This is a genomic window from Halobacteriovorax sp. RT-2-3 (genome assembly GCF_047085075.1).
Classification (GTDB): Bacteria; Bdellovibrionota; Bacteriovoracia; order Bacteriovoracales; family Bacteriovoracaceae; genus Halobacteriovorax_A.
Genome location: NZ_JBKIYF010000001.1, coordinates 560,098 through 582,641, shown reverse-complemented (window position 1 = coordinate 582,641; position 22,544 = coordinate 560,098). Strand labels below are relative to the sequence as shown.

Annotated in this window: 21 protein-coding genes and 1 tRNA gene; 14 read left to right on the top strand and 8 right to left on the bottom strand. The window is 36.3% G+C overall.

All coding sequences use genetic code 11. The features are described 5' to 3' along the window. Positions 1-90 precede the first annotated feature (90 nt). The gene (locus ACMAYX_RS02695; RefSeq protein WP_412471513.1) at positions 91-2,010 is read right to left on the bottom strand and encodes an ABC-F family ATP-binding cassette domain-containing protein; all 1,920 of its coding nucleotides are present in this window, start codon (positions 2,008-2,010) and stop codon (positions 91-93) included. 130 nt (positions 2,011-2,140) lie between these two features. Here ACMAYX_RS02695 and ACMAYX_RS02690 point away from each other — a divergent pair, with 130 nt between their 5' ends. The 6 genes from ACMAYX_RS02690 to ACMAYX_RS02665 are packed head-to-tail and all read left to right on the top strand — an operon-like array spanning position 2,141 to position 7,898. Then, positions 2,141-3,289 (top strand): hypothetical protein, encoded by a 1,149-nt coding sequence (locus tag ACMAYX_RS02690; RefSeq protein WP_412471512.1) that lies wholly within the window; start codon positions 2,141-2,143, stop codon positions 3,287-3,289. A gap of 20 nt (positions 3,290-3,309) precedes the next feature. Further along, a complete protein-coding gene (locus ACMAYX_RS02685; protein ID WP_412462688.1) occupies positions 3,310-4,746 on the top strand; it encodes a phytoene desaturase family protein in 1,437 nt (478 codons plus the stop codon). A 12-nt stretch (positions 4,747-4,758) separates the two neighbouring features. Continuing rightward, a complete protein-coding gene (gene fabG, locus ACMAYX_RS02680; protein WP_412471511.1) occupies positions 4,759-5,499 on the top strand; it encodes a 3-oxoacyl-ACP reductase FabG in 741 nt (246 codons plus the stop codon). Beyond that, complete coding sequence (fabZ, locus tag ACMAYX_RS02675) at positions 5,499-5,909, top strand: 3-hydroxyacyl-ACP dehydratase FabZ (RefSeq protein WP_392991693.1); 411 nt, start codon at positions 5,499-5,501, stop codon at positions 5,907-5,909. The genes fabG and fabZ overlap by 1 nt, the downstream gene beginning before the upstream one ends. 9 nt (positions 5,910-5,918) lie before the next feature. Then, a complete protein-coding gene (locus ACMAYX_RS02670) occupies positions 5,919-6,701 on the top strand; it encodes an enoyl-ACP reductase (protein WP_103217438.1) in 783 nt (260 codons plus the stop codon). 42 nt (positions 6,702-6,743) lie between these two features. Continuing rightward, positions 6,744-7,898, top strand: coding sequence for a hypothetical protein (locus tag ACMAYX_RS02665; protein ID WP_412471510.1), 1,155 nt, complete (start codon positions 6,744-6,746; stop codon positions 7,896-7,898). Between the two features lie 5 nt (positions 7,899-7,903). On the opposite strand, the gene ACMAYX_RS02660 is transcribed toward ACMAYX_RS02665, so the two are convergent. Further along, on the bottom strand, positions 7,904-8,332 hold the full coding sequence (locus ACMAYX_RS02660; protein ID WP_103217436.1) for a hypothetical protein: 429 nt from the start codon (positions 8,330-8,332) through the stop codon (positions 7,904-7,906). 48 nt (positions 8,333-8,380) lie between these two features. On the opposite strand from ACMAYX_RS02660, the gene ACMAYX_RS02655 reads away from it, so the two are divergent. From ACMAYX_RS02655 to ACMAYX_RS02645, 3 genes are all read left to right on the top strand, one after another. Further along, positions 8,381-10,057, top strand: a complete 1,677-nt coding sequence (locus tag ACMAYX_RS02655; protein ID WP_392991696.1) for an ABC transporter ATP-binding protein — start codon at positions 8,381-8,383, stop codon at positions 10,055-10,057. Beyond that, complete coding sequence (locus ACMAYX_RS02650) at positions 10,057-11,862, top strand: ABC transporter ATP-binding protein (protein ID WP_392991698.1); 1,806 nt, start codon at positions 10,057-10,059, stop codon at positions 11,860-11,862. Before ACMAYX_RS02655 ends, ACMAYX_RS02650 begins: the two co-directional genes overlap by 1 nt. 96 nt (positions 11,863-11,958) lie before the next feature. Next, on the top strand, positions 11,959-13,017 hold the full coding sequence (locus ACMAYX_RS02645) for a methyltransferase domain-containing protein (protein WP_392991700.1): 1,059 nt from the start codon (positions 11,959-11,961) through the stop codon (positions 13,015-13,017). Between the two features lie 2 nt (positions 13,018-13,019). On the opposite strand, the gene ACMAYX_RS02640 is transcribed toward ACMAYX_RS02645, so the two are convergent. Both ACMAYX_RS02640 and ACMAYX_RS02635 read right to left on the bottom strand, forming a co-directional pair. Further along, on the bottom strand, positions 13,020-14,057 hold the full coding sequence (locus tag ACMAYX_RS02640; protein ID WP_158246829.1) for a Ppx/GppA phosphatase family protein: 1,038 nt from the start codon (positions 14,055-14,057) through the stop codon (positions 13,020-13,022). After that, entirely contained in the window at positions 14,044-15,219 is a 1,176-nt protein-coding gene (locus ACMAYX_RS02635) for a DNA cytosine methyltransferase (RefSeq protein WP_103217431.1), read from the bottom strand. Before ACMAYX_RS02635 ends, ACMAYX_RS02640 begins: the two co-directional genes overlap by 14 nt. Positions 15,220-15,380: 161 nt before the next feature. On the opposite strand from ACMAYX_RS02635, the gene ACMAYX_RS02630 reads away from it, so the two are divergent. From ACMAYX_RS02630 to mnmA, 3 genes are read left to right on the top strand one after another with little or no spacing between them, the layout of a single operon-like run. Next, the gene (locus ACMAYX_RS02630; RefSeq protein WP_103217430.1) at positions 15,381-16,754 is read left to right on the top strand and encodes a hypothetical protein; all 1,374 of its coding nucleotides are present in this window, start codon (positions 15,381-15,383) and stop codon (positions 16,752-16,754) included. Then, a complete protein-coding gene (locus tag ACMAYX_RS02625; protein WP_103217429.1) occupies positions 16,755-17,903 on the top strand; it encodes a M28 family metallopeptidase in 1,149 nt (382 codons plus the stop codon). Between the two features lie 25 nt (positions 17,904-17,928). Next, on the top strand, positions 17,929-19,074 hold the full coding sequence (gene mnmA / locus ACMAYX_RS02620; RefSeq protein ID WP_103217428.1) for a tRNA 2-thiouridine(34) synthase MnmA: 1,146 nt from the start codon (positions 17,929-17,931) through the stop codon (positions 19,072-19,074). Here mnmA and ACMAYX_RS02615 read toward each other — a convergent pair. The 3 genes from ACMAYX_RS02615 to ACMAYX_RS02605 all read right to left on the bottom strand — a co-directional run bounded on the left by ACMAYX_RS02615 (position 19,063) and on the right by ACMAYX_RS02605 (position 20,617). Next, positions 19,063-19,740, bottom strand: a complete 678-nt coding sequence (locus ACMAYX_RS02615; RefSeq protein ID WP_412471509.1) for a Fic family protein — start codon at positions 19,738-19,740, stop codon at positions 19,063-19,065. The two genes, mnmA and ACMAYX_RS02615, sit on opposite strands and share 12 nt — an antisense overlap. A 14-nt stretch (positions 19,741-19,754) precedes the next feature. Then, entirely contained in the window at positions 19,755-20,294 is a 540-nt protein-coding gene (locus ACMAYX_RS02610) for a hypothetical protein (RefSeq protein WP_392991704.1), read from the bottom strand. A 104-nt stretch (positions 20,295-20,398) separates the two neighbouring features. Next, positions 20,399-20,617 carry a hypothetical protein gene (locus ACMAYX_RS02605; RefSeq protein WP_199177525.1) on the bottom strand — a complete coding sequence of 73 codons (219 nt, stop codon included), beginning with the start codon at positions 20,615-20,617 and terminating at the stop codon, positions 20,399-20,401. A gap of 245 nt (positions 20,618-20,862) precedes the next feature. Between ACMAYX_RS02605 and ACMAYX_RS02600 the strand changes: the two genes are divergently transcribed. Both ACMAYX_RS02600 and ACMAYX_RS02595 read left to right on the top strand, forming a co-directional pair. Beyond that, the gene (locus ACMAYX_RS02600) at positions 20,863-21,195 is read left to right on the top strand and encodes a hypothetical protein (RefSeq protein ID WP_412471508.1); all 333 of its coding nucleotides are present in this window, start codon (positions 20,863-20,865) and stop codon (positions 21,193-21,195) included. 299 nt (positions 21,196-21,494) lie between these two features. Continuing rightward, positions 21,495-22,175 carry a DUF2971 domain-containing protein gene (locus tag ACMAYX_RS02595; protein ID WP_412471507.1) on the top strand — a complete coding sequence of 227 codons (681 nt, stop codon included), beginning with the start codon at positions 21,495-21,497 and terminating at the stop codon, positions 22,173-22,175. Positions 22,176-22,436: 261 nt separating this feature from the next. Here the strand turns inward: ACMAYX_RS02595 and ACMAYX_RS02590 are convergent. Beyond that, positions 22,437-22,521 (bottom strand) — tRNA-Leu (locus ACMAYX_RS02590). Between the last annotated feature and the right edge of the window lie 23 nt (positions 22,522-22,544).

The following is a 22,544-nucleotide window of genomic DNA, read 5'->3' as shown; positions in this document are numbered from 1 at the left end:
ATTAAATCATAAAGAATTCAGTAGGTTAGGTAGCTCTTTTGGCCACTTCCTATAGAAAATAGCCAAGCTTGTAAGGCAGTGGATTAATATCTAAGACAATAGCTCAAATAGCTCTTCAATTTTTTCATTGAGAACACTCTTTTTTTGGTTAAGGCCTGCAATTAGTTGTTTCTTCTCATCATCCATATTAGAGTAATCAAATCGAGAAAGAAGCTCATCAATTTTAGCAATTTGCTCCTCAATATCCATAATTTCGCTTTCAATTTTATCAGTATCAACATTTGGTTTTATTTCACTGATAACTTGTGTTTCAATTACCTGGTTGGCCTTAGGCCTTGTTTCTTCTTGTTGTTGTTTTTCAAGGTTTCTCTCAATTTCTCGTGCCTCAAGATAAGGACGAACAAATGTAAATCCGCTTGAAAATTTAGTCACTGATTGATTTTCAATTAACCACACTCGATTAGTGATATTTTCTAAGAAAGATCTATCGTGAGATATGATAATTACAGTACCTTGAAATTCAGAAAGTTTTTGCTCGAGAATTTCAATTGATTCAATATCTAAGTCATTTGTTGGCTCATCAAAAATCCAAATATCGGCTTCATTTTTTAGATTTAGCGCGAGTTGAAGACGATTCAGCTCACCACCTGAAAAGCTTGAAAGTGGGCGATACAGCTCTCCACGATCAAAAAGGAAGTTTTGAAAATAACTTGCGACGTGGATTGAGCGGCCACTTTTGAAATGAATAAAGTCTTCACCTTCACCAAGTAGATCAAATGGTGATTTTGTTAAATCAAATTCATCTCTTTTTTGTGAAAAAAGACAAACTTTCAAATCATCAGCTCTTTTGATTGTTCCTGAAGTATTTGTTAAGCGATCAGCAACAAGCTTCATGAGAGTCGATTTCCCAACTCCATTTTCTCCAAGGACACCAATTTTATCACCTTTAAAAATAGATAGGTTTACGTCTTTAAAGAGTGGTTCATGATTTTCAAAACCAAAAGAGACATCTTTGAATTGGACGAGTTGTTTCGTTTTTCGATTACTATCATTCATTGCAAGATCAAGTTGACTACGTGCCTGATCTTTTAATTTTTGCACTGCTTTTGATAGGTCGTTAAAATTTTCGACACGCTTTTTTGAACGAGTACCACGGGCCTTGATTCCTTGGCGCATCCACGCAGTCTCACGCCTAAGAGAATTTTTTAACTTTGTTAAAGAGTTGACTCTCAATTCTTCCTGGGCCGCTGTGAACTCGAGATATTGAGCATATGTTCCCTTAAATGGAGAAACAATTCCAGCGTGAATATGGAAAATTTTTGTTGTAACTTTTGAAAGCAAGTACCTATCGTGGGAGATGATAACGTGAGTCTTATTTGACTTCATGATTTCATCTTCAAATTGTTCGATTGTTTCAAAATCTAAGTGGTTTGTGGGCTCATCCCAAAGAATGAGGTTCTCTTTTGCTGTTAAGCCTAGACTAAGCTGAATCTTTTTTTGCTCTCCACCTGAGAGACCTTTTACTTTGGCATGCAGATCTGTTAGGCCAAAGGCCTTGATATAACTTTCAAAATTATTCTTAAGCTCCCAGTAGTTCCTATGCTCAAGCTCTTCCATTATTTTGTTTTGCTTCGCTAGTCCTTCTTCAGTAGCTAAGTCGAGAGAGACTAAGTCATCATTTAGTTTTTTTAGATCACGATATTGAAAATAAAAATAATCAGCAATAGTGATATCATCACTTGGAATTGTGAAGTTTTGATCGACTTTGAAAACATTAAATTCTAAGGTCGGCCCTTGTGCCTGTGTTGCTTTTTCAAATGTGAAGGGTGGAGTGCACGAATCCGGTGTAAGCTCTTCATTGATAATCTTTAGCAACGAAGATTTTCCCATTCCGTTTAGGCCAATAAGACCTATTTTATCACCATGCTCAATATAGAATTGTGCGTTATTGAAAATGACTTTCTGCCCAAAGGCAAGATTGATGTTTTTTAAGTTACAAAGGATCGACATGTGTCAAATCTAACCTATTTTTAGTCATTTGGCCCAAAAAATTTCGCCCATTTTCTAGCCGAAATGTGGCCTCTTAGGTATGATAATGCCTTTAATAACACACACTTTCACATATCTCGGGGTAAATATTATGAAGAATTTATTTAAAATAGCATTGGCCGCATTTGGAATGTTCAGTGCACAAGCAAATTATCAATTACTAGCAAGTAGTGGTGAGTTAAATCTTAACCTACCTGATCAAACATTTTGGATTAGTACTTCACTAAGACTAGAGAATTCAGGCAAGGTTTGTTTCTCTCTAAGTGGTGCGGATAATGGAATTTCAAAATATGGAATTCTATGTGGTGACAATAGTGACAATGTAAAATTATTTGCAGGAAATGGTGATGAGGCCATTAGCGAATTTTATCTTTTCAATGATGCAGCTTCTGGTCAAGATCATGTCGTGTTTGCACCTAATAATGGTTATGAGCACACAGGAATTTATACGATTAACCTTGAAACAGGTAAAAGACTTGAGCACGAAAACTTTGAAGGAATGTTTACTGGTGTCTCTGGTGTCGCAATGAATAGTGAAGACACACTTATCTACCGTCATTCTTTTGGGACAAGTAAAGCAAAAGTTGTGATTAAAACTTTAGATGAGCAAAAAGATGTGTTTACAAGTTTTACAAATGATATGGGTTATATCTTCTCTCCTGTGACAGCTGGCAATTATGTTTTAACAAAAGTTAGAATGGGGAAGTCAACTGCTGAGTCTCAACCAGATCGCCTTTACTTATACAATATCAAAAAAGGTAGTCGTCAAATTGTTATGCAAGATAGAGATGGACAACCTTCATCAAAAATTAAAGCGATTCAAAACCAATACACAGTTAATAAAAAAGGTGACATTGCTGTATGGGCGCAAACAAATGAAGGTGTAAAGCTATTTGCTTCTACTAATGGAATCATTATGCCAATTCTATCTCTAGGTGAGATGGTTTCTAAATTTGACGGATTTGCACCAGCAATGAACTCTAATGGTGACATCGTTATTCGTGGATATGATAAAGCAGGTGTTGCTGCAATCTTTAAATATGTAAATGGACAGTGGTCTAAGCTTATTGGAGAAGGAGATGCTCTTTCTATCAATGGTGTTGATTACGAAGTTGTTGATGCAACAACATCTCCATTTGTTCATGCTCCACGTATCAATGATAATGGAACTATCGCATTTATCGTTTATGTAATAAATCCAAAAACAAAAAAATTATCAACAATGGTACTAAAAAAATAATTTATTAAAAGAAAGTTAAAATGGCATTACTGAAAAAGAAAGATCCGATTACAAAATTTTATGACGTCATCATCGTGGGCTCAGGGCTTGCGGGGATGACGGCAGCTAATAAACTGGCCAAGGATGGAAGAAAAGTTCTTCTTCTTGAGGCCCATAACAAACTAGGTGGTTTTGCTACTTGGTTTAGACGACCAACGAATGAAGGTGAAAGGCATATTTTTGATATTTCTCTTCACGGATTTCCTGTTGGGATGATTAAGACTTGTCGTCGTTATTGGTCAAAAGATATCGCCGATTGTATTGAGCGTGTTGATAAAATTCGTTTTATCAATCCACAATTTGAAATTGATACAGATTTCACGAAAGAAGACTATATCAACATCATGGTTGAGAAATTCAATCTTGATCGTGAGTACGTTGTAGGATTCTTTGATGAGCTTCGTGCAATGAATTTCTATGATGATGAGGCCATGACAAACGGCCAGTTATTTGAAAAATACTTTCCGGGAAGAAATGATGTTGTTCGCTTCCTGCTTGAGCCCATTGCATACGCGAATGGTTCGACTCTTGAAGATGAGGCCATTACATTCGGGATTGTATTTTCAAATTTCATGAATAAAGGTGCATATATCTTTAGAGGTGGTACTGATAAGCTTATCGGTATGATGAAAGATGAACTTCTTGCCAATGGAGTGGATATTAAACTTCATGCAAAAGTTGATGAAATCCTAGTCGAAGACAATATTGCAAAAGGTGTTCGTATCGGTGAGGAGAGCGTTCTTTCAAGATCCGTTCTATCTAACTCGGCCCTTTATAATACGATCTTCAAGATGACTCCAAATGCTAAATACTCAGAAAAGTTTGCAAAGGACGCGAAGGCCGTAAGAGTTAACTCATCTTCTTGCCAGGTCTTTATGGGACTAAAAGAAGGAGAGTCGATCCCAAATATTGGTGAGCTGATTTTCTATTCAAGCTCTGACAAATTTGACACTGATCTTCTGTTGTCTCCTAAAGCTTACTCTCAGACTTTCTCTATCTATTATCCAGATATGAGAAAACATATGAAGCAGAAGTATGCGGTTGTATCAAGTATCAATGCTCGATATGAAGATTGGATGCATTTAACAGATGATGAATATAAAGAACGCAAAGAATATCTTGCTCAAAATGCTATTAATACAATGGACAAATTAGTCCCAGGTTTTAAAGATAAGATAGAGCATGTGAATGTTTCTTCTCCGCGTACTGTAGAGAAGTATACACATCACCACTTTGGGTCTTCGTTTGGAACAAAGTTTGAAGGACTTGCTGTTTCTAAAGAACTTCCAAATGAAATAAAGGGCCTATTTCATGCAGGTTCAGTTGGAATTATCATGTCTGGTTGGCTTGGGGCCGCGAACTACGGTGTTATCGTAGGACATGACTTAAATACTTATTTAGATAGTTCAAAAGAATAAAAAGGGAATTATATGTTTGATTTTAAAGATCAGGTTGCAATTGTTACTGGTGGAACACGCGGAATTGGCCGTGGGATCACTGAAGCTTTCTTAAAAAGTGGGGCACGTGTTGTTGCTACTTATGCTGGAAATCATGATGCTGCAAATAACTTCAAAGCAGAGCTTGGAGAGTTAGGAGAAAACCTTTTTCTTGAAGCGTTTGATGTATCTAATGCTACAGATGTTGAAGCTTTCTGGAACCGCATGAACGAGCAATTCGAGCAAATCCATATTCTTGTTAATAACTCTGGTATTAGGAAAGATAATCTTTCTCCAATTATGCCTGATGAAGATTGGGCAAGAGTACTTGATATAAACTTAACTGGAACTTTCTTAATGACAAAGAGAGCAGTTAACCATTACTTATCTAAGAGATACGGGCGAATCATTAATATGAGCTCTGTTGGTGGTAGTCTTGGTCTTCCTGGGCAGGCCAATTACGCTGCATCGAAAGCGGGGCAAATTGCAATGAGTAAATCAATCTCAAAAGAGGTTGGTAAGAAGGGGATTACAATTAATAACGTATGTCCTGGTTTTATCGAAACTGAGCTTATTGCTGACCTTCCTGCTGAACAAGTTAAAGAGTATAAGAAACAAGTGCCTTTAAAGAGATTTGGAAAAGTCTCTGAAGTCGCACATGCAGTTCAATTTTTAGCTTCACGTGAAGCTGCCTATATCACTGGCGCTTCTCTAGAAGTAACGGGTGGACTTTAATGAGTGATTTAAATGTTAAGGACTTAATCCCTCAAAGAGAACCTTTTCTTTTTGTTGATAAGATTATCGAAAAAGAAGGCAATAAGATCGTAACAAGTTATCAGGTGACTGGTGAAGAGGACTTTTTTAAAGGTCACTTCCCTGGGAATCCAATTATGCCAGGTGTCCTTTTACAAGAGGCAATTTTTCAATCAGGTGCATGTTTAATGGCCGCTGGTGCTGATGGTGGGCTTGGTGTTGTTGCTAAAGTTTCAAATGCAAAATTCAAAAATATGGTTCGTCCTGGTGATGAGCTAGTGATGGAAGTTGAGCTTATTGAACAAATCTCTAACGCTTTCTATTTCAAGGGAAAGACTAAGGTTGCTGGTAAGGCCGTTCTTTCAATCGAATTTACATGTGCAAAAGTATAAAGGTATAAAGTGAGTTTTTTAAATTTTGAAAATAAATTATTTCTAATAACTGGTGTTGCAAATAAGAAAAGTGTTGCTTATTTCAGTGCTAAGACAATAATTGATAATGGAGGAAGTTGCGTATTCACTGTTCAAAGTGAAGAGCATCAAGCAAAACTTACAAAGCTTTTTCCTGATTCAAAAAGCTATATTGTTGATGTGACTGATAAAGCTCAAATCAAAGAATTAGCAATTAACTTAAAAAATGATGAAGTAAAACTAGATGGAATGCTTCACTCAATTGCTTTTGCAAATCTTACTGAGCCAAGGCCATTTCATGAAACTTCATGGGAAGACTTTGCACAGGCAACACAGATTTCTTCTTTTTCACTAGTGCAACTAGCAAATGAACTCTCTGCTCTTTTTGAGCAAGATGCATCGGTGGTAACAATTTCGATTTCTGACACAAAAGCGACTTCATATGGATACATGGGACCAATCAAGTCAATGCTTGAAACAACTTGTTCATATTTAGCTAAGAGCTTTAGTGAGTTTTCGCGTGTACGATTTAATAGCGTTTGTTCAGGTCCATTAAAGACTTCTGCTTCCGCAGGGATTCCAGGCTATATTGATAATTATATCTTTGCTGAAAAGCTAACGATGAGAAAGGAAGCACTTAAGACTCAAGAAGTAGCAAATACAGTTGTTTTCTTACTATCTAATGTATCAAGTGGAATTAATGCTGCAGGGATTTTAGTCGACTGTGGAATGCGCTCTAATCACTTTGATCAATCAGTGGTTTCCGGTAAATAAGTCCATACAATCGATTTAATTTTTTTAAGTTATAATAGGGGAATGAAGTTTTTATTCCCCTTTTTTATTGCTGTAAGTTTATATGCTAACCCAACCTTCAAATCATATTGTAAGAAGGTTAGCTTTGAAAAAGATGAATCTATTTATAATGAAATCGCAAAACTTAAAGTTGATCTTGCTAATTCAAGGCCAATAGCAGCAGTTGCAGATGAGGCCCTCGGTAGTTTAATTGCTAAGAAGAGTCCTGTTGTTACAAGTTGGATCAAACGTCGAAAACTCGATATTAACGATCCTGTAAATGTCGCGAAACAGTGGCGTTTTTATTATATCGAAAATATTGTTCTATCTTCTGGAACATTTAATGAAAGGCCAAAGGCCATTCAAGATCTTTTGGATAAAGAGTTAACTGATGTCTTTTCACAGCTTTATACAAAGAAGAAAATTCTCCTTTTAGAAGATAGTTTTAGAAGAGCTAAAAAGAGTGCACTTTCTGTTTTGAAAATTCAATTGGGTGATACTAAGGCATTCAAAGAAATAAAAGAGAAAGTGGAAAACATTAAGATTTTCATTCCCAAAAAAGTCCTTGGCACTAAAGTTGCCCAAGCTCCTCGCGATTTTTTAGAGTGGGGATTTGCCTATGATCCAAAGAGTAATGAAATTAATATCGGCCTTGAAGGCTTAAATTTTGCTTTTCCCAAGTATCGTGCAAGCTTAGTGAGTTTAATGGCACACGAGATTGCTCATTCTTTTGATAGCTGTCGTTTCTCTGGTTTTTATAAGAGTAAAAATCCTTTTGATTCGATTCAGAAATGCTTAAGAAATTCAACGAGTGCAGGAGCGCTCTTTAGAGATGATTCTCAATTAAATTTCTTAGTTCAAAATAAGGTTCTAACAAAAGAAGTTGGAGACAATCTCTTGGCAAACCCTACATGCAATCGATCTCTTTATCCTCTACCTGGAAAACAGCGCGATCAACTTGATGAGGTATTCGCAGATTGGTTTAGTGCAGAAGTGGTGGCCCATAGTGGTATTGACGTTGATAGTTTAAGAAGTGAATTATGTTTAGATAAAGAATTAAGAAAAGGATCTTCCTATATTTCTAACGAAAGAAGATTAACCTCAATTTATTTAACTCAACCTACAATTGCTAAGAAGTTAAAGATAACAGAGAATGAATACCGTCATTGTTCTCACTAGCTTTTCTAAGGCTTTTGAAGGTACTTTTCAAAAACCTGAATACGTTGAAGAATTTTGTTTGATAGATCTAAGAGTGACTGATCAATATTCTGCTGCAGATTTCTAAAGTCTGCCTGCATCTTCTTTACATCGTCAGCATGTTTTAATTCAAGTTTATTTAGACGCTCTTCAATAACTTTAAGCCCATCCAAATTAGTTTCTTTATTTTTGAGTTCTTCGATCTGGGCCTTAAGAGACTTTAGCTCCTTGCCCATTTTGTCATCCATGCCACTTTCAATGCGAGTGATTTCTTCTCTAATCTTTTTAACGTAATTCTCAAGAGCATCAATTCTAAATATTTTAGCGTTACCTGGGCCAGAGTCGAATTCTGCGAGTTCGGCATAAGTGTTTGCTGTGACAGAAAATATTAAAAATAAAAGAATATGAAATCTCATGTATAAATCATATAATACTTTGCAATGACTATGCATTATAAAATTTGGTTGAATTATTTACGCCGCAAAAAATCAGTTTACTTCCTAGGGATTATTTCGATAGTAGTCTGTAACTTTTGTCAGGTATTTTACTCACGTGCCATGGGGGATGTGGTGGATTTCTTCACGCATAAAACCATGCCTTCTTGGACAATTGATTACTTCATTACAGGTGACGATCTAAAGCATAAATTCTTTTTTATTTTTACAGTTGTTCTATTTTCTAGAATTATGCTCTACTTTGGCCGTGTTGGTTGGCGTATTTTTTTAGGTCGCCAGACTCATCATGCAGGTGGTTTTCTAAAAGACGATATTTGGCAAAATGCTCAATATTTTTCAATGGATACTCTTGTTAATAAATATCCAAAAGGAATTCTAATGAGTGCCGCCAATAGTGATGTTGGTCAAGCGCGCTTTGTTTTTGGGTTTACACTTGTAGGAGCTGCAGATGTGCTCTTTTTAGGTGTATTTACAATTATCTCGTTATTTTTAATTAATGTACAAATCACGATTATCTCTTTCTTAGCACTATTAATCGTTCCAATTCTTGTTCGCTATATTTCGACTATCGAAATGGAGCGCTACGATGTTGCACAAGATTATCTTTCATATTTTAATGATGAAACATCAAAGGCCATCTCTACAGTAAGACTACAGAAGCTAGGGAATACGGCCTTCTTTTGGTATAAGAGATTATTTGCTGGTGCACAAAAGTATCGAAAAATGAGACTCGATGCCAATAACACTTCAATGCTCTATATTCCTTCTTCGGGAATGGCCTCGTTGGCAACATACGTTATTCTTTTTACTTATGGTTTCACTATTCTTATGAAAGGCGAAATCACAGTAGGAGAGTTCGTTGCAATCCAAGGACTTGTTCATCTTTTACAAGAGCCATTGATGGAGCTTGGCTACATTATATCTGATTGGAGAAAGTCTTTTACTTCTCTAAGACGTCTTGCAGAGATTTATACTCACTTTAAGGAAGAGTATTTACTTGATAAGAAAGTTGAGCCTGAACTTACTGGTGATACGGTATTTAGTTTAAAGAATCTAAGCTTTAGATATGAAGAAGGAAATGACATCCTTTCTAATATTAATCTTGAAGTTAAGCGTGGAATGCGTATTGGAATTATTGGCCAGATTGGGACAGGAAAGACAACTCTGCTCAATATACTTAGTGGACTAGAGAGAGATGTAAGGGGAGATGTCGCCTTTTTTGGACGTCCTTTTACTGAGTATGGCCATAAATTTCTAAGATCACATATTACAATGGTTCATCAGAAGTCATTCCTTTTTGCGGACTCTATTCGTAATAATATTTTAATGGATCAAAATTTTGATGACGAAATTTTATGGCAAGTTTTAGAAATTGCAGGTTTAAAAAGTGATATTGAAAACTTCGATGATGGACTAGATACACAACTTGGAGAGTGGGGTGTAAATCTTTCAGGTGGTCAAAAGCAAAGACTAACTCTTGCTCGAGCACTTGTTAGAAAGCCTGAGATACTTCTTTTGGATGATTGTCTTTCTGCGGTTGATACAGTTACCGAAGAAACTATTCTATCAAATATTAATAAATACCTGCCTGAATCAACTCTCGTATGGGTTGCCCATAGAGAATCGACTCTCAAATATTGCGAGAAGGTGATTAACTTAGATCGTGCAGAAGCAGGGACTAAATAATGAGTGATGCAAAACAATTTTTAGCACAAGATGATCAAGATGAAGCTAAGCATAAGGAACAAGGACATTCGGCCTTAAAGACGACAGCATTTCTTTTCAGATTTGCAAAAGGTTATCGTCTTAAGATCTTTGTCTCAATACTGATGCTAATTATGTTTACTGTTATATCAATGCTCTCTGGTCATGCACTAGGGGTGCTTGTTGGTGAAGGTCTAGCAAAATCAAAGTGGGAACTTGCAAAAAAGTGGGCCCTTTATGTTTTAGCACTTGAGCTAGGTGGTGTCCTTATTCACTATATTGGCCGTCGTTATCTAATCGTGCAAACAAGTTATGTTATTTTAAAGATTAGAGATCGACTATTTCAAAAGCTTTCTCACTTACCACTTAAATTTTTTGATTCTTGGCCTCAGGGAAGAATTGTAACGAGAATGACTCATGATGTGGAAGGGATTGAGAAGTTTTTTACAAGCTCTCTAGGGCGCCTGGCCATCTCGATCTTAATGATTATTTCATCGGCAACAGCGATGCTTATCACTGACTTCAAAATCGGTTTAATGGTTATTTCAGGAATGATTCCTGCAGTTATTTTTCTAATTGTTACGCGAGATAAAATTGGCTCTCTAAATAGGGCCATCAGTAAGTACTCTTCAAATATTAACTCAAAGCTTTCTGAGTATATTGATGGTATTCACGTGATTCGATCGTTTGGTGTCGAGGACTGGTCTTATGACAATTTCAAATCAGCAGTAAATGAACAGCAAGTAGTTCAGCTAAGTGCCAATACATACTATGCGCTTACAATGCCGATGCTATCATTCTTATGTGGACTACCACTTCTTATTCTTGTTTGGTTTGGTGGAAGCGCTTACTTAGATGGAACGCTTTCTCTTGCCCTGTTTATTGCTCTTTTACGTTATTGTGAGCGCTTCTTTTGGCCTGTTCTTTCTCTTTTTAGAGAAATGGCAAATATTATTACAGCGTTTACAAGTGTTAATCGTGTGGCAAACTTTATTGATGTTGAAACAGAGAGAGAGGTCTTTGATCAACGAAACGATAGACATCATACAATAAACGGTGAAGTAGAATTTAAGAACGTGACGATGGGCTATAATGATATTAGTACGGCCCTAAATGATGTTTCATTCAAGATCAATAAAGGTGAAAAAATTGGAATTGTTGGGCCAACTGGCTCAGGGAAAACGACGGCGGTTGCAGTTCTTTCTCGCCTTTATGACTATCAAAAAGGTGATGTTTTAATTGATGGTCAAAATCTTAAAGATTTAGATATCGATCACTACCGTGATCAGATTGGAATTGTTTCTCAAGATGTCATTATCTTCGATGGGACTCTTAGAGAAAATCTTTCGGTAAACCCTGATTTGACAGATAAAGACATTCTTTCAATTTGTGATAAAACAGGAATGAGTAAGGTTATGGATTACTCGAAGCTTTCTCTTGATAGTGTCTTAAAAGATGGTGGATCGAATTTATCAGCGGGCGAGAAACAGGTTATTTCGTTGACTCGTGTATGCCTACAGAATCCAAATATTCTTATTCTTGATGAGGCCACGGCCCATGTTGATCCTTACTTTGAAAAGATTCTACACGATGGAATTCACAATGTAATGGAAGGTAAAACGTCTTTCTTTATCGCTCACAGGCTCGATACAATTAAAGAGTGTGATAGAATTCTTGTTTTCAAAGATGCTAAACTTGCTGAATTTGATACTCCTGAAAATTTAATACTTCAAAGGGGTATATTCTACAATCTCACACAAGCGACAAACTCTAGTAATGGCCACTAATTTTACTTAGGGCCATTATAAAGTTATCATTAAATTAATTTAATTAGCTCATGCTTTGCAACCATGATCGTTTCAGTTAAACACATTGGAGGCAACATGAGAGTTTCTCAGTTAATGTTCTTACATTTATTAAAAGGCAAGAAAGGTGATACAAGTGATTTTACGCCAACTCAATTAGCTGGCCTCTACACTAATTCGGCACTCTTAGTCACCATTATGGACTTTCTTAAAGATGAGCTCTGGCTCAAGAAACAAGAAGATAAGCGAAATGGACAAAAGACTTCTTATAAAGATTTTATCTCTCCATTATTTGAAGATGAACTGGAGGCAGTTTCTTTTTTAAGAGAATTTCTTGTTGAGAGTGGAGCTGAGAAAATAAAAGAAATTAAGAAGCGCTCTAAGTCGATTGAAGCACACGTAATCGAATCAATCATTGATAAAAGAGGCCATGAACAAAAAGAATTTCTGATTCAATCTTTGAATACAATGAGTACACACTTTATTAAAGAAGAAAAAGATCAGGAAGGCCGAATACAGCAGATGGGCCATCAAGGTCCTAATTTATACCGTACTTTTGATAATCTCGATGACATTTTTGAACTTAATTATCAATTGGATCAAGAAATGACCTATGATTCAACCACGAAAGAACGTCTATATCAAAGGGCCGGAGTAGGAGTTCAATCGGGCTATTCTACAATACTCTTAGCACTCGAGGGAATTGATGCTAGTGCTGGAGATACTGTTGTTGATCTTGGCTCAGGCTATGGACGAGTAGGGCTTGTTTGTTCTCTTCTTAGACCTGATCTTGAATTTGTTGGCTATGAGTATGTAGATCACAGAGTAGAGGTTTCAAATAATGCCTGCCAAAATTTAGGTTTAGATGAGAGCTTAACCTTTAAAGTTCAAGATTTGTCTTTAAAGTCTTTTTCTATACCGAAAGCAGATATTTACTATCTGTACGATCCTTTCTCTAAAGAAACTTATGACTATGTATTAAATCAAATCTTAGAAATTAGTTATGAGAAAAAAATTACAATTGTCACAAAAGGTAATGCAAATAAATGGTTGATGGATATTGCTAAGGAGCAGCAATGGCCTTCGCCGATTATTATCGATGAAGGCAATCTATGTATTTTTACAAATCGTTATTAGAGTTATTCCCAGAAAGTAGGGTTGATTAGAAGTCCATGGGCCATGTTTACTTTGATAGGCTTTACTTCATCAACTTTTAGAGTCTGCATAAAACCTAGAACTAGTGCCATATTTGTCACGTCTGTCGATGCATACTTGCTGTCTATCTCTTTATCAGTAAGCTTTGCTCTTTCCAGAAGTTTGGCCAGGAGAGTTGACTGGTTGTAAACGCGATTCGCTTTCTTAAATTGGCCACCAATGCTGAAGTAGTGAACACCACCAACTCCATAAACCTGATAGTCTTTTAGATTTCCAAAGTCAGATAATTGTTCTTTTGCTGTTACTCTGGCCAGATCCATCGCTTTAAGAGCGCGCTCTTCTTTTAGTGGGTTTGGCGTCTTAGTCCCTTTTGGATAAAACTCTTTTAAAACAAGATTTTTAAAAGTAACAGATGCAACTTTTAAAAGGGCCACCTGTGTTTGTTCACCTTTTTTATCAATTGGCTTTGTGATTTGCATGCTTCCACCACCAATGTCCCAGATGGCAATCGGAGGATTTTGTGAAACATTCATTGACTTAAGTTTTGAAAGAGCTGCAGAGTAAGCAAACTTGGCTTCATCTTCTTGAGAGATAATCTCTAAGTCTACACCTGTTTGTTCTTTTAATTGATCTGCAACATCATCACCGTTTGCTGATGTTCGAAATGCTGAAGTCGCAACAGCTCTAATATCTTCGGCGCCTTCATTTTTTGCTAGATATTTAAACTCATCAAAAACATCTCTTAGACGATTTTGCATCTCTTCATTAAACTTATTGTCTTTTGAAGATTGTAGTTGATCCTTAAGAGGTACTGCTCTTTGTGCTTCAAAGAGAATTCCTTCTACCATCGCTCGACAGGTATCCACGAGTCCTACAACTAGTTTTGTCGAACCTGAGCCAAGATCAATTGCGGCCCTTTTGACGTGGCAATTAGATTGGCCTACTTTTGTTGAATCATTGCTTGTCGCACATGATATGGTTAGTAGAATTAAAAGTAGTGTCGAGATTCTAGCGATAGACAAATGCTCCTCCTCGAACATCTTCAATAATTGATTTTACTTTTGTTTTCTTTTTTACTTTTCCATCTTCTGTCGATTTAAGGTGAGCATTGTGCATCTTCTTGATTGCTGTACCAATTGCTTTACCCATTAACGGAGGAACAGCATTTCCAATCTGTCTCCACTGAGCAGAGATTGGCCCACAAAATTCAAAGTCATTTGGAAAACTTTGAATTTTTGCCGCTTCTCTTTGAGTTAGGTAGCGATGCTCTGTAGGGTGGTAATAACTATGACGATGAGTCATGATTGTTGGAGATACACTTCTCGAATCAAGTCTCTGGTACTTTGTTTGTCTAAATCGCCCCTCGCGCATTGTTTTCCAATCAACACCTAGTTTTAGCGATGGAGTAAGATACATTTTTTCGTCTTTTTCGTAACGAATTCCTTTACCTTCTGGAATACGTTTGATGCGCTTTAAATCTAGTTTAGATTTGATCTTAGCACTATCTAGGTCATGATTTAAAACATGGCCAGCTTTCGTTTCAATATCACTTAGGGCCTCACCAACAGTAACTGGTGGGCGATATGTTTTTGCTACAATTGTATCGTGAGTAATTTTTGGAAATTCTACTTTCTCGTTAACTCGACTTCCAATAAAGATTGTACGGCGTCTTTTTTCAGGTACACCATAGTTTTGAGAACTCATAACCTTAACGTCTAGGTTGTATCCAAGGGAATTGAATTTCTTAAAGATTGCCTTTAATGTTGATTCATTCTTCTTAGCAAGTAGTCCTGTCACATTTTCAATAACAACGAATTCTGGATTAGTTAGTTTCACAACTCTTACGAATTCAAGAAAAAGTTTATTTCTAATATCGTCTGGGTTTCCCGGGCCAACAGTTGAAAAACCTTGGCATGGAGGTCCACCAACAACAAGATTAACTTCAGTGTCACCAAGAACTTCTTTAATTTTTTTGTTACTTAGTTTTGAAATGTCGCCGCAATATGGATAGGCCTTTTTGTGATTATGTGCAAATGTATCCATGGCGTGTTTGTTGAAGTCAATTCCCATGACACACTCAAAACCTGCCATTTCAAGTCCACAAGAAAATCCTCCTGCGCCTGAAAAGATATCAATAAATTTTAGCTTCTTGCTTCTTTTACTATTACCCTTACTCGTTTTCATAATTTGTGTTGTGTCCTCGTGTGTTATTGCGTCGTGAATGAATATTATCTGATTTTGCGTTGAGTTATGTCAATGAATATATGAGCCTTTTGGTGGGATAAAGTTTTTGATAAATTTAAATTTACCCTGTTTAAATTTCTAAAATCACTTATAATTTAATTATGCAATTTGCTAAGAAAGATATGAAAAAAGAGAGGATTATCGTCGGGATGGATGGCGGTATTGACTCGGCCGTTACTGCGCTGCTTTTAAAAAAGCAGGGGCATGAGTGTATTGGAGTCAATATTTCTTTTTTTGAAAAAATCACTAGTGAAGATGAAGCTTTACTGGAGCAGTTTAAAACAAAGCTTACTCCTGAAGGGCAATTGCTAGAAGAGCTAAGGGGCGATGAGGAACAGTTAGAGGCCTTTAGACAATATGAGAAAATTTCGTGGAATAAGAAGATCAATAGAATTTTTAGTCCTTGGGCAAGTGAATCAGAAGAGAAAATCAGGGATATCTGTCGACTAATTGGAATTCCTTTTTATGTTACGAGTGCTTCTGGAGCCTTTGAAGAGCGCGTTATTTCTAAATTGTTAGAGAGTCGTGTTGCAGGTATTTGGTGTAATCCAACAATTGATAAAGCAACTCTCGTTCTTGAGACTCTCTATTCAAAATTATCTGTTCTTAAGGCCACAAAGATTGCGACAGGACATTTTAGTAAGGTAATCCCTGTTCAAAATCGATTTGTGCTAAGTGCACCAAACGATACTGTCAAAAATGACTGTCATCTCTTAACTCAGGTTAGTAATGAGGTAATGTCTCATTTGAAACTTCCTTTGGCAGATCTAAAGACTGCAGAGGTTGATAAGATTGGCCAACTTGTGGATTCAAAAACAATTTCACGAGTTGAACTTGAAAAAAGAGCAGTACTTCGCTCACAAGCTTATTCAAATGAAGAAATTATCGAGTTAACTGATCGTTATATTGCTCGAAGTTTTATCAAAGAGAACACTATCTATCTTCACGATGACGATAGTGTTGTTGGTGAGCATAAAGGCCAGCATCAATATTATCTTGGACAAACACAGTATAAAACTTTTGATAACAAACCAAAGCTTCCAGATAGTAAAATTGTTTCTATCAATATGTCTCGTGGTTTTATTTACGTTGCAAAGGCAAAGGAATTAACGTTTGAGCGTATCGTTGGCAATCACTTTGTTAATTATGAAGTCGTTGACACATCTAGGCCTGTGGAATGTTATTGTCGAATTAGCTCGACAGGTAAAGGATATAAAGGAAATCTCTATATTTTAAATAATGGAAATATATATTTTGATCTCGATGACAAGTCAGAAGGCATATTGTTTAGAGGAGATCATTTTATCTTTTTAACAAAAAATGGACCAAGTGCTAAGGTAATTGGTCACGCAAAAATTTTTCAAACTGGACAATTCATCGATGGTGAATTCTACCGTCTACCGCTAAATAAGAAGCAAAAAGAAGAGCTTGAAGAAGCGCAATCTCGTCCGAAAAAAAGAGAACTAGGGTTTTAAATGAAGTATTTTATTATTGCATTATCGATGTCACTTTCTGTGACAGCAAAAGAATTTAAAAATTTTAAAGACACGTATAAACTTTCTAAAAGTAAAAGGTCTCCTAAGAAATTACGCTCTCTTTATTACGCCGTATCTAAAAATTCAGAAAAAGATATCGATACCCTAATTAATAGCTTTGTTAAAGAGACAAGACCTAATCGTTTTGTGGGAACTAGTGGTCATAAAACGGCACAGGATTATATTATTAGCTATATTGAAACTAATGTTCGAAAAACAAATACATCTCTTAAGACAATTAAATTTGTTCCAGATGTTGAATATGCAAAATCCCTATTTAAAAAGGATTTAGAGGCCACAAAAGATAAGCTTAGTCCAAAAGATTTACGAAAGTGGCAAAAGCTTACGAATGAAAGAGTTCAGCAGGTGGATGGCCTTAAGTCTGTTAATGGATACAATATTGTTTGGGAAAAGAAGGGGCTAAAAAATCCTCAAGATGTTATTGTCATCGGGGCCCATTACGATACGGCCGCTTATGATCTAAAAAACTTTGCAGTTGTAAATAAAGGACGTCAACCAGGTGCTGATAATAATGCTTCTGGAGTTGTTGCGGCCTTGAGTTTAATCAATATTCTTGCCGAGCTCGATCTTGAAAAAACAGTTCGAGTGGTTTTCTTCGATTATGGTGAAAATGGATTCTTAGGTTCATATGACTATGTAAAAAACCTAAATCTTGAAAAGGGCATCAGGGTCTATTCTTATGTAGAATTGGTTATGCTTGGTTACGATACTCTCACTCAAGATAAAGAGCAGAAGCTTGGGAATATGAGACTCTATTATTCTCCTGCTAGCTCAGGTCTTCATAAGGCCGAAAAGTCTATTGCTCAAAGATTCTATACGAAGTCTTCCGAGGGGACATTTCGTGTGGATTTTAGCATAACGCCATATGATTTCGTCTACGGTGATAATACGTCATTTCAAAAGTTTAATATCCCAAGTGTGGTCTTTACCCAAAATTGGGAGAGTGATTCAAATGCTTCTCGCATCCATACTCCGGCAGATCATGTGAACGCACTCAATATTAAGACTTTACATCACGCCACTAACAATATTGCTATGGCCATTGCTTCATGGGCACTAGACCTATAACCCCTAAATGTGCTAAATAAGGCACATGGAAAATGTAGGTAACGGTAAAACAGTCATTGTCGGAATGAGCGGAGGAGTCGATTCTTCTGTATGTGCAGCTTTGTTAAAAGAGCAAGGCTATAACGTCATTGGCATGTTCATGAAAAATTGGGAAGAGCAGGACGAAAACGGAAATTGTAAAGCATCTCTAGAGTTTGAAGATGTTGTTGCCGTTTGTGAAAAGCTTGATATTCCATACTACTCTGTGGACTTTGTAAAAGAGTATCGTGACAACGTATTTGCAAACTTTCTTGAGGAATATGAACAGGGCTTTACACCTAATCCTGATATTCTTTGTAACCGTGAGATTAAATTCAAAGTTTTCTTCAATAAGGCCATGGAGCTTGGTGCAGATTTTCTTGCAACTGGGCACTACTGCCAGACAAAGAAGATTGACGGTAAGTCTAAACTTATTAAAGGCCTTGATAATAACAAAGATCAAACTTACTTTCTCTACACAATCAAATCAAAAGTTCTAGATAAGGTTCTTTTCCCAGTTGGTGCCATTGAAAAGCCACAGGTAAGAGAGATTGCAAAGAAGTATGACCTTATTACTCATGATAAGAAAGATTCAACAGGAATCTGTTTTATCGGTGAGAGAAATTTTAAAAACTTCCTTTCAAATTATATCCATATCAAAGAAGGCGACTTCGAACTTCTTGATGGAACTAAAGTTGGCCGCCACAGTGGTAGCGCCTTTTATACAATTGGCCAGAGAAAGGGCCTAGGCCTTGGTGGGCCAGGTGAGCCTTGGTTTGTTGTTGGTAAAGATACTGAGCGCAATGTCGTTATCGTTGAACGCGGCGAAAAACACGGTGCACTTTATGCTGACTATCTTACTGCCACAGATCTATCTTGGGTTGATGAGGAATTTATGCCTGAAGTTGGAATGAAGCTTAAGGCCAAGATTCGCTATCGTCAAAAAGATCAAGAGTGTACGATCACTGAAGTTTCTGAAGACTTTGTTAGAGTTGACTTTGATACTCCTCAGCGTGCTATTGCCAAACGCCAATCAATTGTCTTTTATACGAATTTAGAAGGTGAGGAAGTGTGTCTTGGCGGTGGAATGATTCAAGAGGCCGGGCCAACTTATTATGAGCAAGGTATTGAGCTGCCAGACTCAAATCTCTAAGACAATTTCATAGCTTCTCTTTATTGCTTTTAAGAAACTAAGAAATTTATCTTCTTTGTTCACCTTCCTGTCCTCAAGCATTTGGGCCACATGAGAGCGTACACTCGACTGGAAGCATATAGGAAGCTTTCCGTTTTGCATGAGTATGTAATCAGCGCATAGCCTTGAAGTTCGACCATTTCCGTTATCAAAGAAATGAAGACTTACGATCCATTGATACAGGTGAAAGGCCTTCTCATAAAAGCACATATCGACATCATTTAACAGGTTATCAATAAGGAGCACTTTTGCTTCCTTTAGATACTGTGGCCTTATAAACTCGATACCACCCCCGTAGATAGGAGTTTCTCTGATTTGTGAATTCTTAGCATTGTAGATGGAGTTAATTTTCGTGATGATCTCAAAGCTAAGCGTCTTTTCATCTTGTATACATTCGCTGATGTAACGATTGGCCTCATCCCATCTTGCTAAGCTATTATCAATTGCTTTTGAAGCAGTGTTTGAAGAGAGCAGACGAGATTTAGCAAGCTTGGCCCAATTAGGATTCATCGATGCAATTAAACGAATCTCTAATTGCTCGATCTCACAAATAACTTCTTTAAAGACATCCCCTTGAGATTGATCAAGGGGAGTTAACAAATATTCTAGAACTTCTTTTGAATTCACAAATTTCTTTCTACTTACTTAGTTTGAACGAAGAAAACGTCTTCATAATTATTTTGTGAAAATACATTCTTAAGATTCTTAATGAGAAGAACTTTCTCACCGCCGATATTCTCAAGAATCATTTCTGTATTGGCGTAATCACTTTGGCAATTAAGTGATGAGTCACAGTTATATAGCTTGAACCTTTTACTTGTTAAACGATCAACACGGTAGTCATTTTCAGAGCTCAGGATATATCCATCTTCAAATACTTGATGGAGAACTAAAAAATACTCCATTTTTAATTCATCTTCAGTATGAGTCATCGTCTCATCGCTATTGTCTCTAATTTCGATTGCCCATTTAAATTTACGATAGTGTTTAGTGGCATCGTTTAGTTCATCGTTATATGTCCAATAATGACCGTCGAAAGACTTATTAGATTCAAATGATAAATTGGCCAGGGTTTCATAACTTGAAAGCATTTGTGTTCTGACTTCAGTAATCTCTTTTGCTTGTAGGTTTGCTACAGGGTTCATCATAATTAATGACGTTAATAGGATCTCTTTTTTCATTTTGCACCTCACATACTTGATTGATGAGGCTTATATATGATGTTTTTATTTATATTAGAAATAATATTATGGAATAGTTGTTATACTAATTTGATATATGTCGATTACCACAGGCTTGGGTCATTAAGATCGTCTAATTTACTCTTTTTCTTCTTCAAGTGTTCTTTTTGTTCAAAGAAGCTGCAATCCGAGCCACTTGATTGGCGAACGAGGATGTAAGGCATATTTGTGGATTTCATATTAAATTTACGACATCCACGAGGAGCGTCCTTGTCCCAAGTACTAAAATAATATTTGCATTGCATACAGTTGATTCTTTTCACTCCAATATTGTACCACGCTCATGATATCTCGCAAGTTGGGGACTAAATAAAATATGACTAAGTGTTTGATATTGCGAGAGAAATTTGTCTAATGAACACCTTGCCTGACCAAATAATTGACGTTCATTTTTTGTAACCTTCCAAATTTACATAGCTTATCCCAATTATTCTTGGCCTAGGTTATGCTTTATAAATAGCGACGGCAATTGAACGCTATAAATGCTTATTATGAGGAATTAAATTTAATGAAACTAATTGATACAAATCCACAATCAGAAAACGATGTTCTAGTGATGTTCCCTGCTGCTAAAAATTTTCCAGTAGAAGAAGAGCGCACAGCTAAAGCACCAACGCCTCTAAATAAGCTTATCGAAGAATTCGAAGAACAGGTCGCTTTACAAAAAGAACAAGAAAAAAGACCAGTCATGAATATCCCATCTAAGGAGGGGATTGAATCTATCAAAACTCGCCGCTCATGTAATACGGCCATTGAAATTCGCCTTGCTGCCCTTGAGGAAATTGAGCAAAGACTAAAGTTCTATCTTGAAGATATTGGGACTGCTAATAGAAAAGTCTAAAAGGAACCACATGATCTATGCTTACCGCATAGATTATGCCATGTTTCGTTCTCATAAATTATAGTGTCATACTTGATACTATCTTTTGAACTCACTTACGTATTGCTTAATTAAGTCACTATCTTACTTTAGCTATTATTTTGAATGAATTTATAATTATCTAATAATTTTAGTAGAGATAATTATAAGTATGATTCTATTTAATATCAAAAATTAATTTAGTAAAAAATCGTTACCTCTAATCTTTCAATGTACATTTATAATGATGTCTACTTATTTTTAATAAGATTGGAGGAATTATGAAGCTATATAAGTATATTGGTTTAGACTCTTGTGCCGATGATTTTAGTATAAAGAAAAATCGTATTATAGACATTATAAAAGAAAAAAAAATATACCTATCTACGTATTGTCAGTTAAATGATCCCTTTGAGGGAACCTTTAGATCAGATAAAACTATATATAAAGATAAAGGTGGGAATATCGTTATAAATGACAATAAGCCTGTAGATAGTAACTCTAGTGATCGTATACTTTGTTTAACTGAAGATTGTGAAAGTATTTTGATGTGGGCGCATTACGCAAATTCTTTTAAGGGGATTTGTTTGGAGTTCGATATTAATGAACCTCCTAAAATAGAGAAAGTAAAATACGTTAAAGATTTTGGGGATAATTTCTCTTTTGATCCTTTGGTTAAAAGTATTGAGTGGGAATATGAAAAAGAATATCGATATATCTCAAGCACGTCTGATACATATGTAACATTTGACGAACTCGGTGTTGAACTTACAAAAGTCATTTTTGGTGTAAAAGTAAATTCAGACTTTTTAAAAGATGTTGTTAAGGAACTTGGAGGATCTAGTAAGATTGGTCTATCTTATTTGTGTCATGAGGATGGTTGTAAAGTTAGAGTTAAGAACTATGCTGCTATAACAAGTAATAATTTTATACATTCACTGCCTTTTTTTAATTTAGAGTAGTGTGAAGCTCACTATTGGTTTTGTTATGTCGGTACACTGTTATTTAGTATGCATTGGACTTGGCCGACTCTCGGCTCCTGCTTCTGTAGCTCTCTTTGTGGTATGCACTGGCCTTGTTCTTCGGGGTCTCCTGACCCCTCGAATTTGTTCGGCATCAATTTGCCATCGTGGCAATTGACGCCTCCAAAACCATCAAGCTACGCTTGCTTTTAACTAAGCAAGTTATGTATTAAAAAATGATATTTGGATTTGTCTTGGAAATGGTGCCTAGAACTGGACTTGAACCAGCAAGCTCGAAAGCACACGGCCCTCAACCGTGCGTGTTTACCAATTTCACCACCTAGGCACATTGAAATCACTTGAATTCTT

Bases quoted from the DNA above. Each gene is read 5' to 3' on its own strand.
- ACMAYX_RS02695 (WP_412471513.1), bottom strand. From the start codon at position 2,010: ATGTCGATCCTTTGTAACTTAAAAAACATCAATCTTGCCTTTGGGCAG.
- ACMAYX_RS02690 (WP_412471512.1), top strand. From the start codon at position 2,141: ATGAAGAATTTATTTAAAATAGCATTGGCCGCATTTGGAATGTTCAGT.
- ACMAYX_RS02685 (WP_412462688.1), top strand. From the start codon at position 3,310: ATGGCATTACTGAAAAAGAAAGATCCGATTACAAAATTTTATGACGTC.
- fabG (WP_412471511.1), top strand. From the start codon at position 4,759: ATGTTTGATTTTAAAGATCAGGTTGCAATTGTTACTGGTGGAACACGC.
- fabZ (WP_392991693.1), top strand. From the start codon at position 5,499: ATGAGTGATTTAAATGTTAAGGACTTAATCCCTCAAAGAGAACCTTTT.
- ACMAYX_RS02665 (WP_412471510.1), top strand. From the start codon at position 6,744: ATGAAGTTTTTATTCCCCTTTTTTATTGCTGTAAGTTTATATGCTAAC.
- ACMAYX_RS02660 (WP_103217436.1), bottom strand. From the start codon at position 8,332: ATGAGATTTCATATTCTTTTATTTTTAATATTTTCTGTCACAGCAAAC.
- ACMAYX_RS02650 (WP_392991698.1), top strand. From the start codon at position 10,057: ATGAGTGATGCAAAACAATTTTTAGCACAAGATGATCAAGATGAAGCT.
- ACMAYX_RS02645 (WP_392991700.1), top strand. From the start codon at position 11,959: ATGAGAGTTTCTCAGTTAATGTTCTTACATTTATTAAAAGGCAAGAAA.
- ACMAYX_RS02635 (WP_103217431.1), bottom strand. From the start codon at position 15,219: ATGAAAACGAGTAAGGGTAATAGTAAAAGAAGCAAGAAGCTAAAATTT.
- ACMAYX_RS02630 (WP_103217430.1), top strand. From the start codon at position 15,381: ATGCAATTTGCTAAGAAAGATATGAAAAAAGAGAGGATTATCGTCGGG.
- ACMAYX_RS02625 (WP_103217429.1), top strand. From the start codon at position 16,755: ATGAAGTATTTTATTATTGCATTATCGATGTCACTTTCTGTGACAGCA.
- mnmA (WP_103217428.1), top strand. From the start codon at position 17,929: ATGGAAAATGTAGGTAACGGTAAAACAGTCATTGTCGGAATGAGCGGA.
- ACMAYX_RS02610 (WP_392991704.1), bottom strand. From the start codon at position 20,294: ATGAAAAAAGAGATCCTATTAACGTCATTAATTATGATGAACCCTGTA.
- ACMAYX_RS02600 (WP_412471508.1), top strand. From the start codon at position 20,863: ATGAAACTAATTGATACAAATCCACAATCAGAAAACGATGTTCTAGTG.
- ACMAYX_RS02595 (WP_412471507.1), top strand. From the start codon at position 21,495: ATGAAGCTATATAAGTATATTGGTTTAGACTCTTGTGCCGATGATTTT.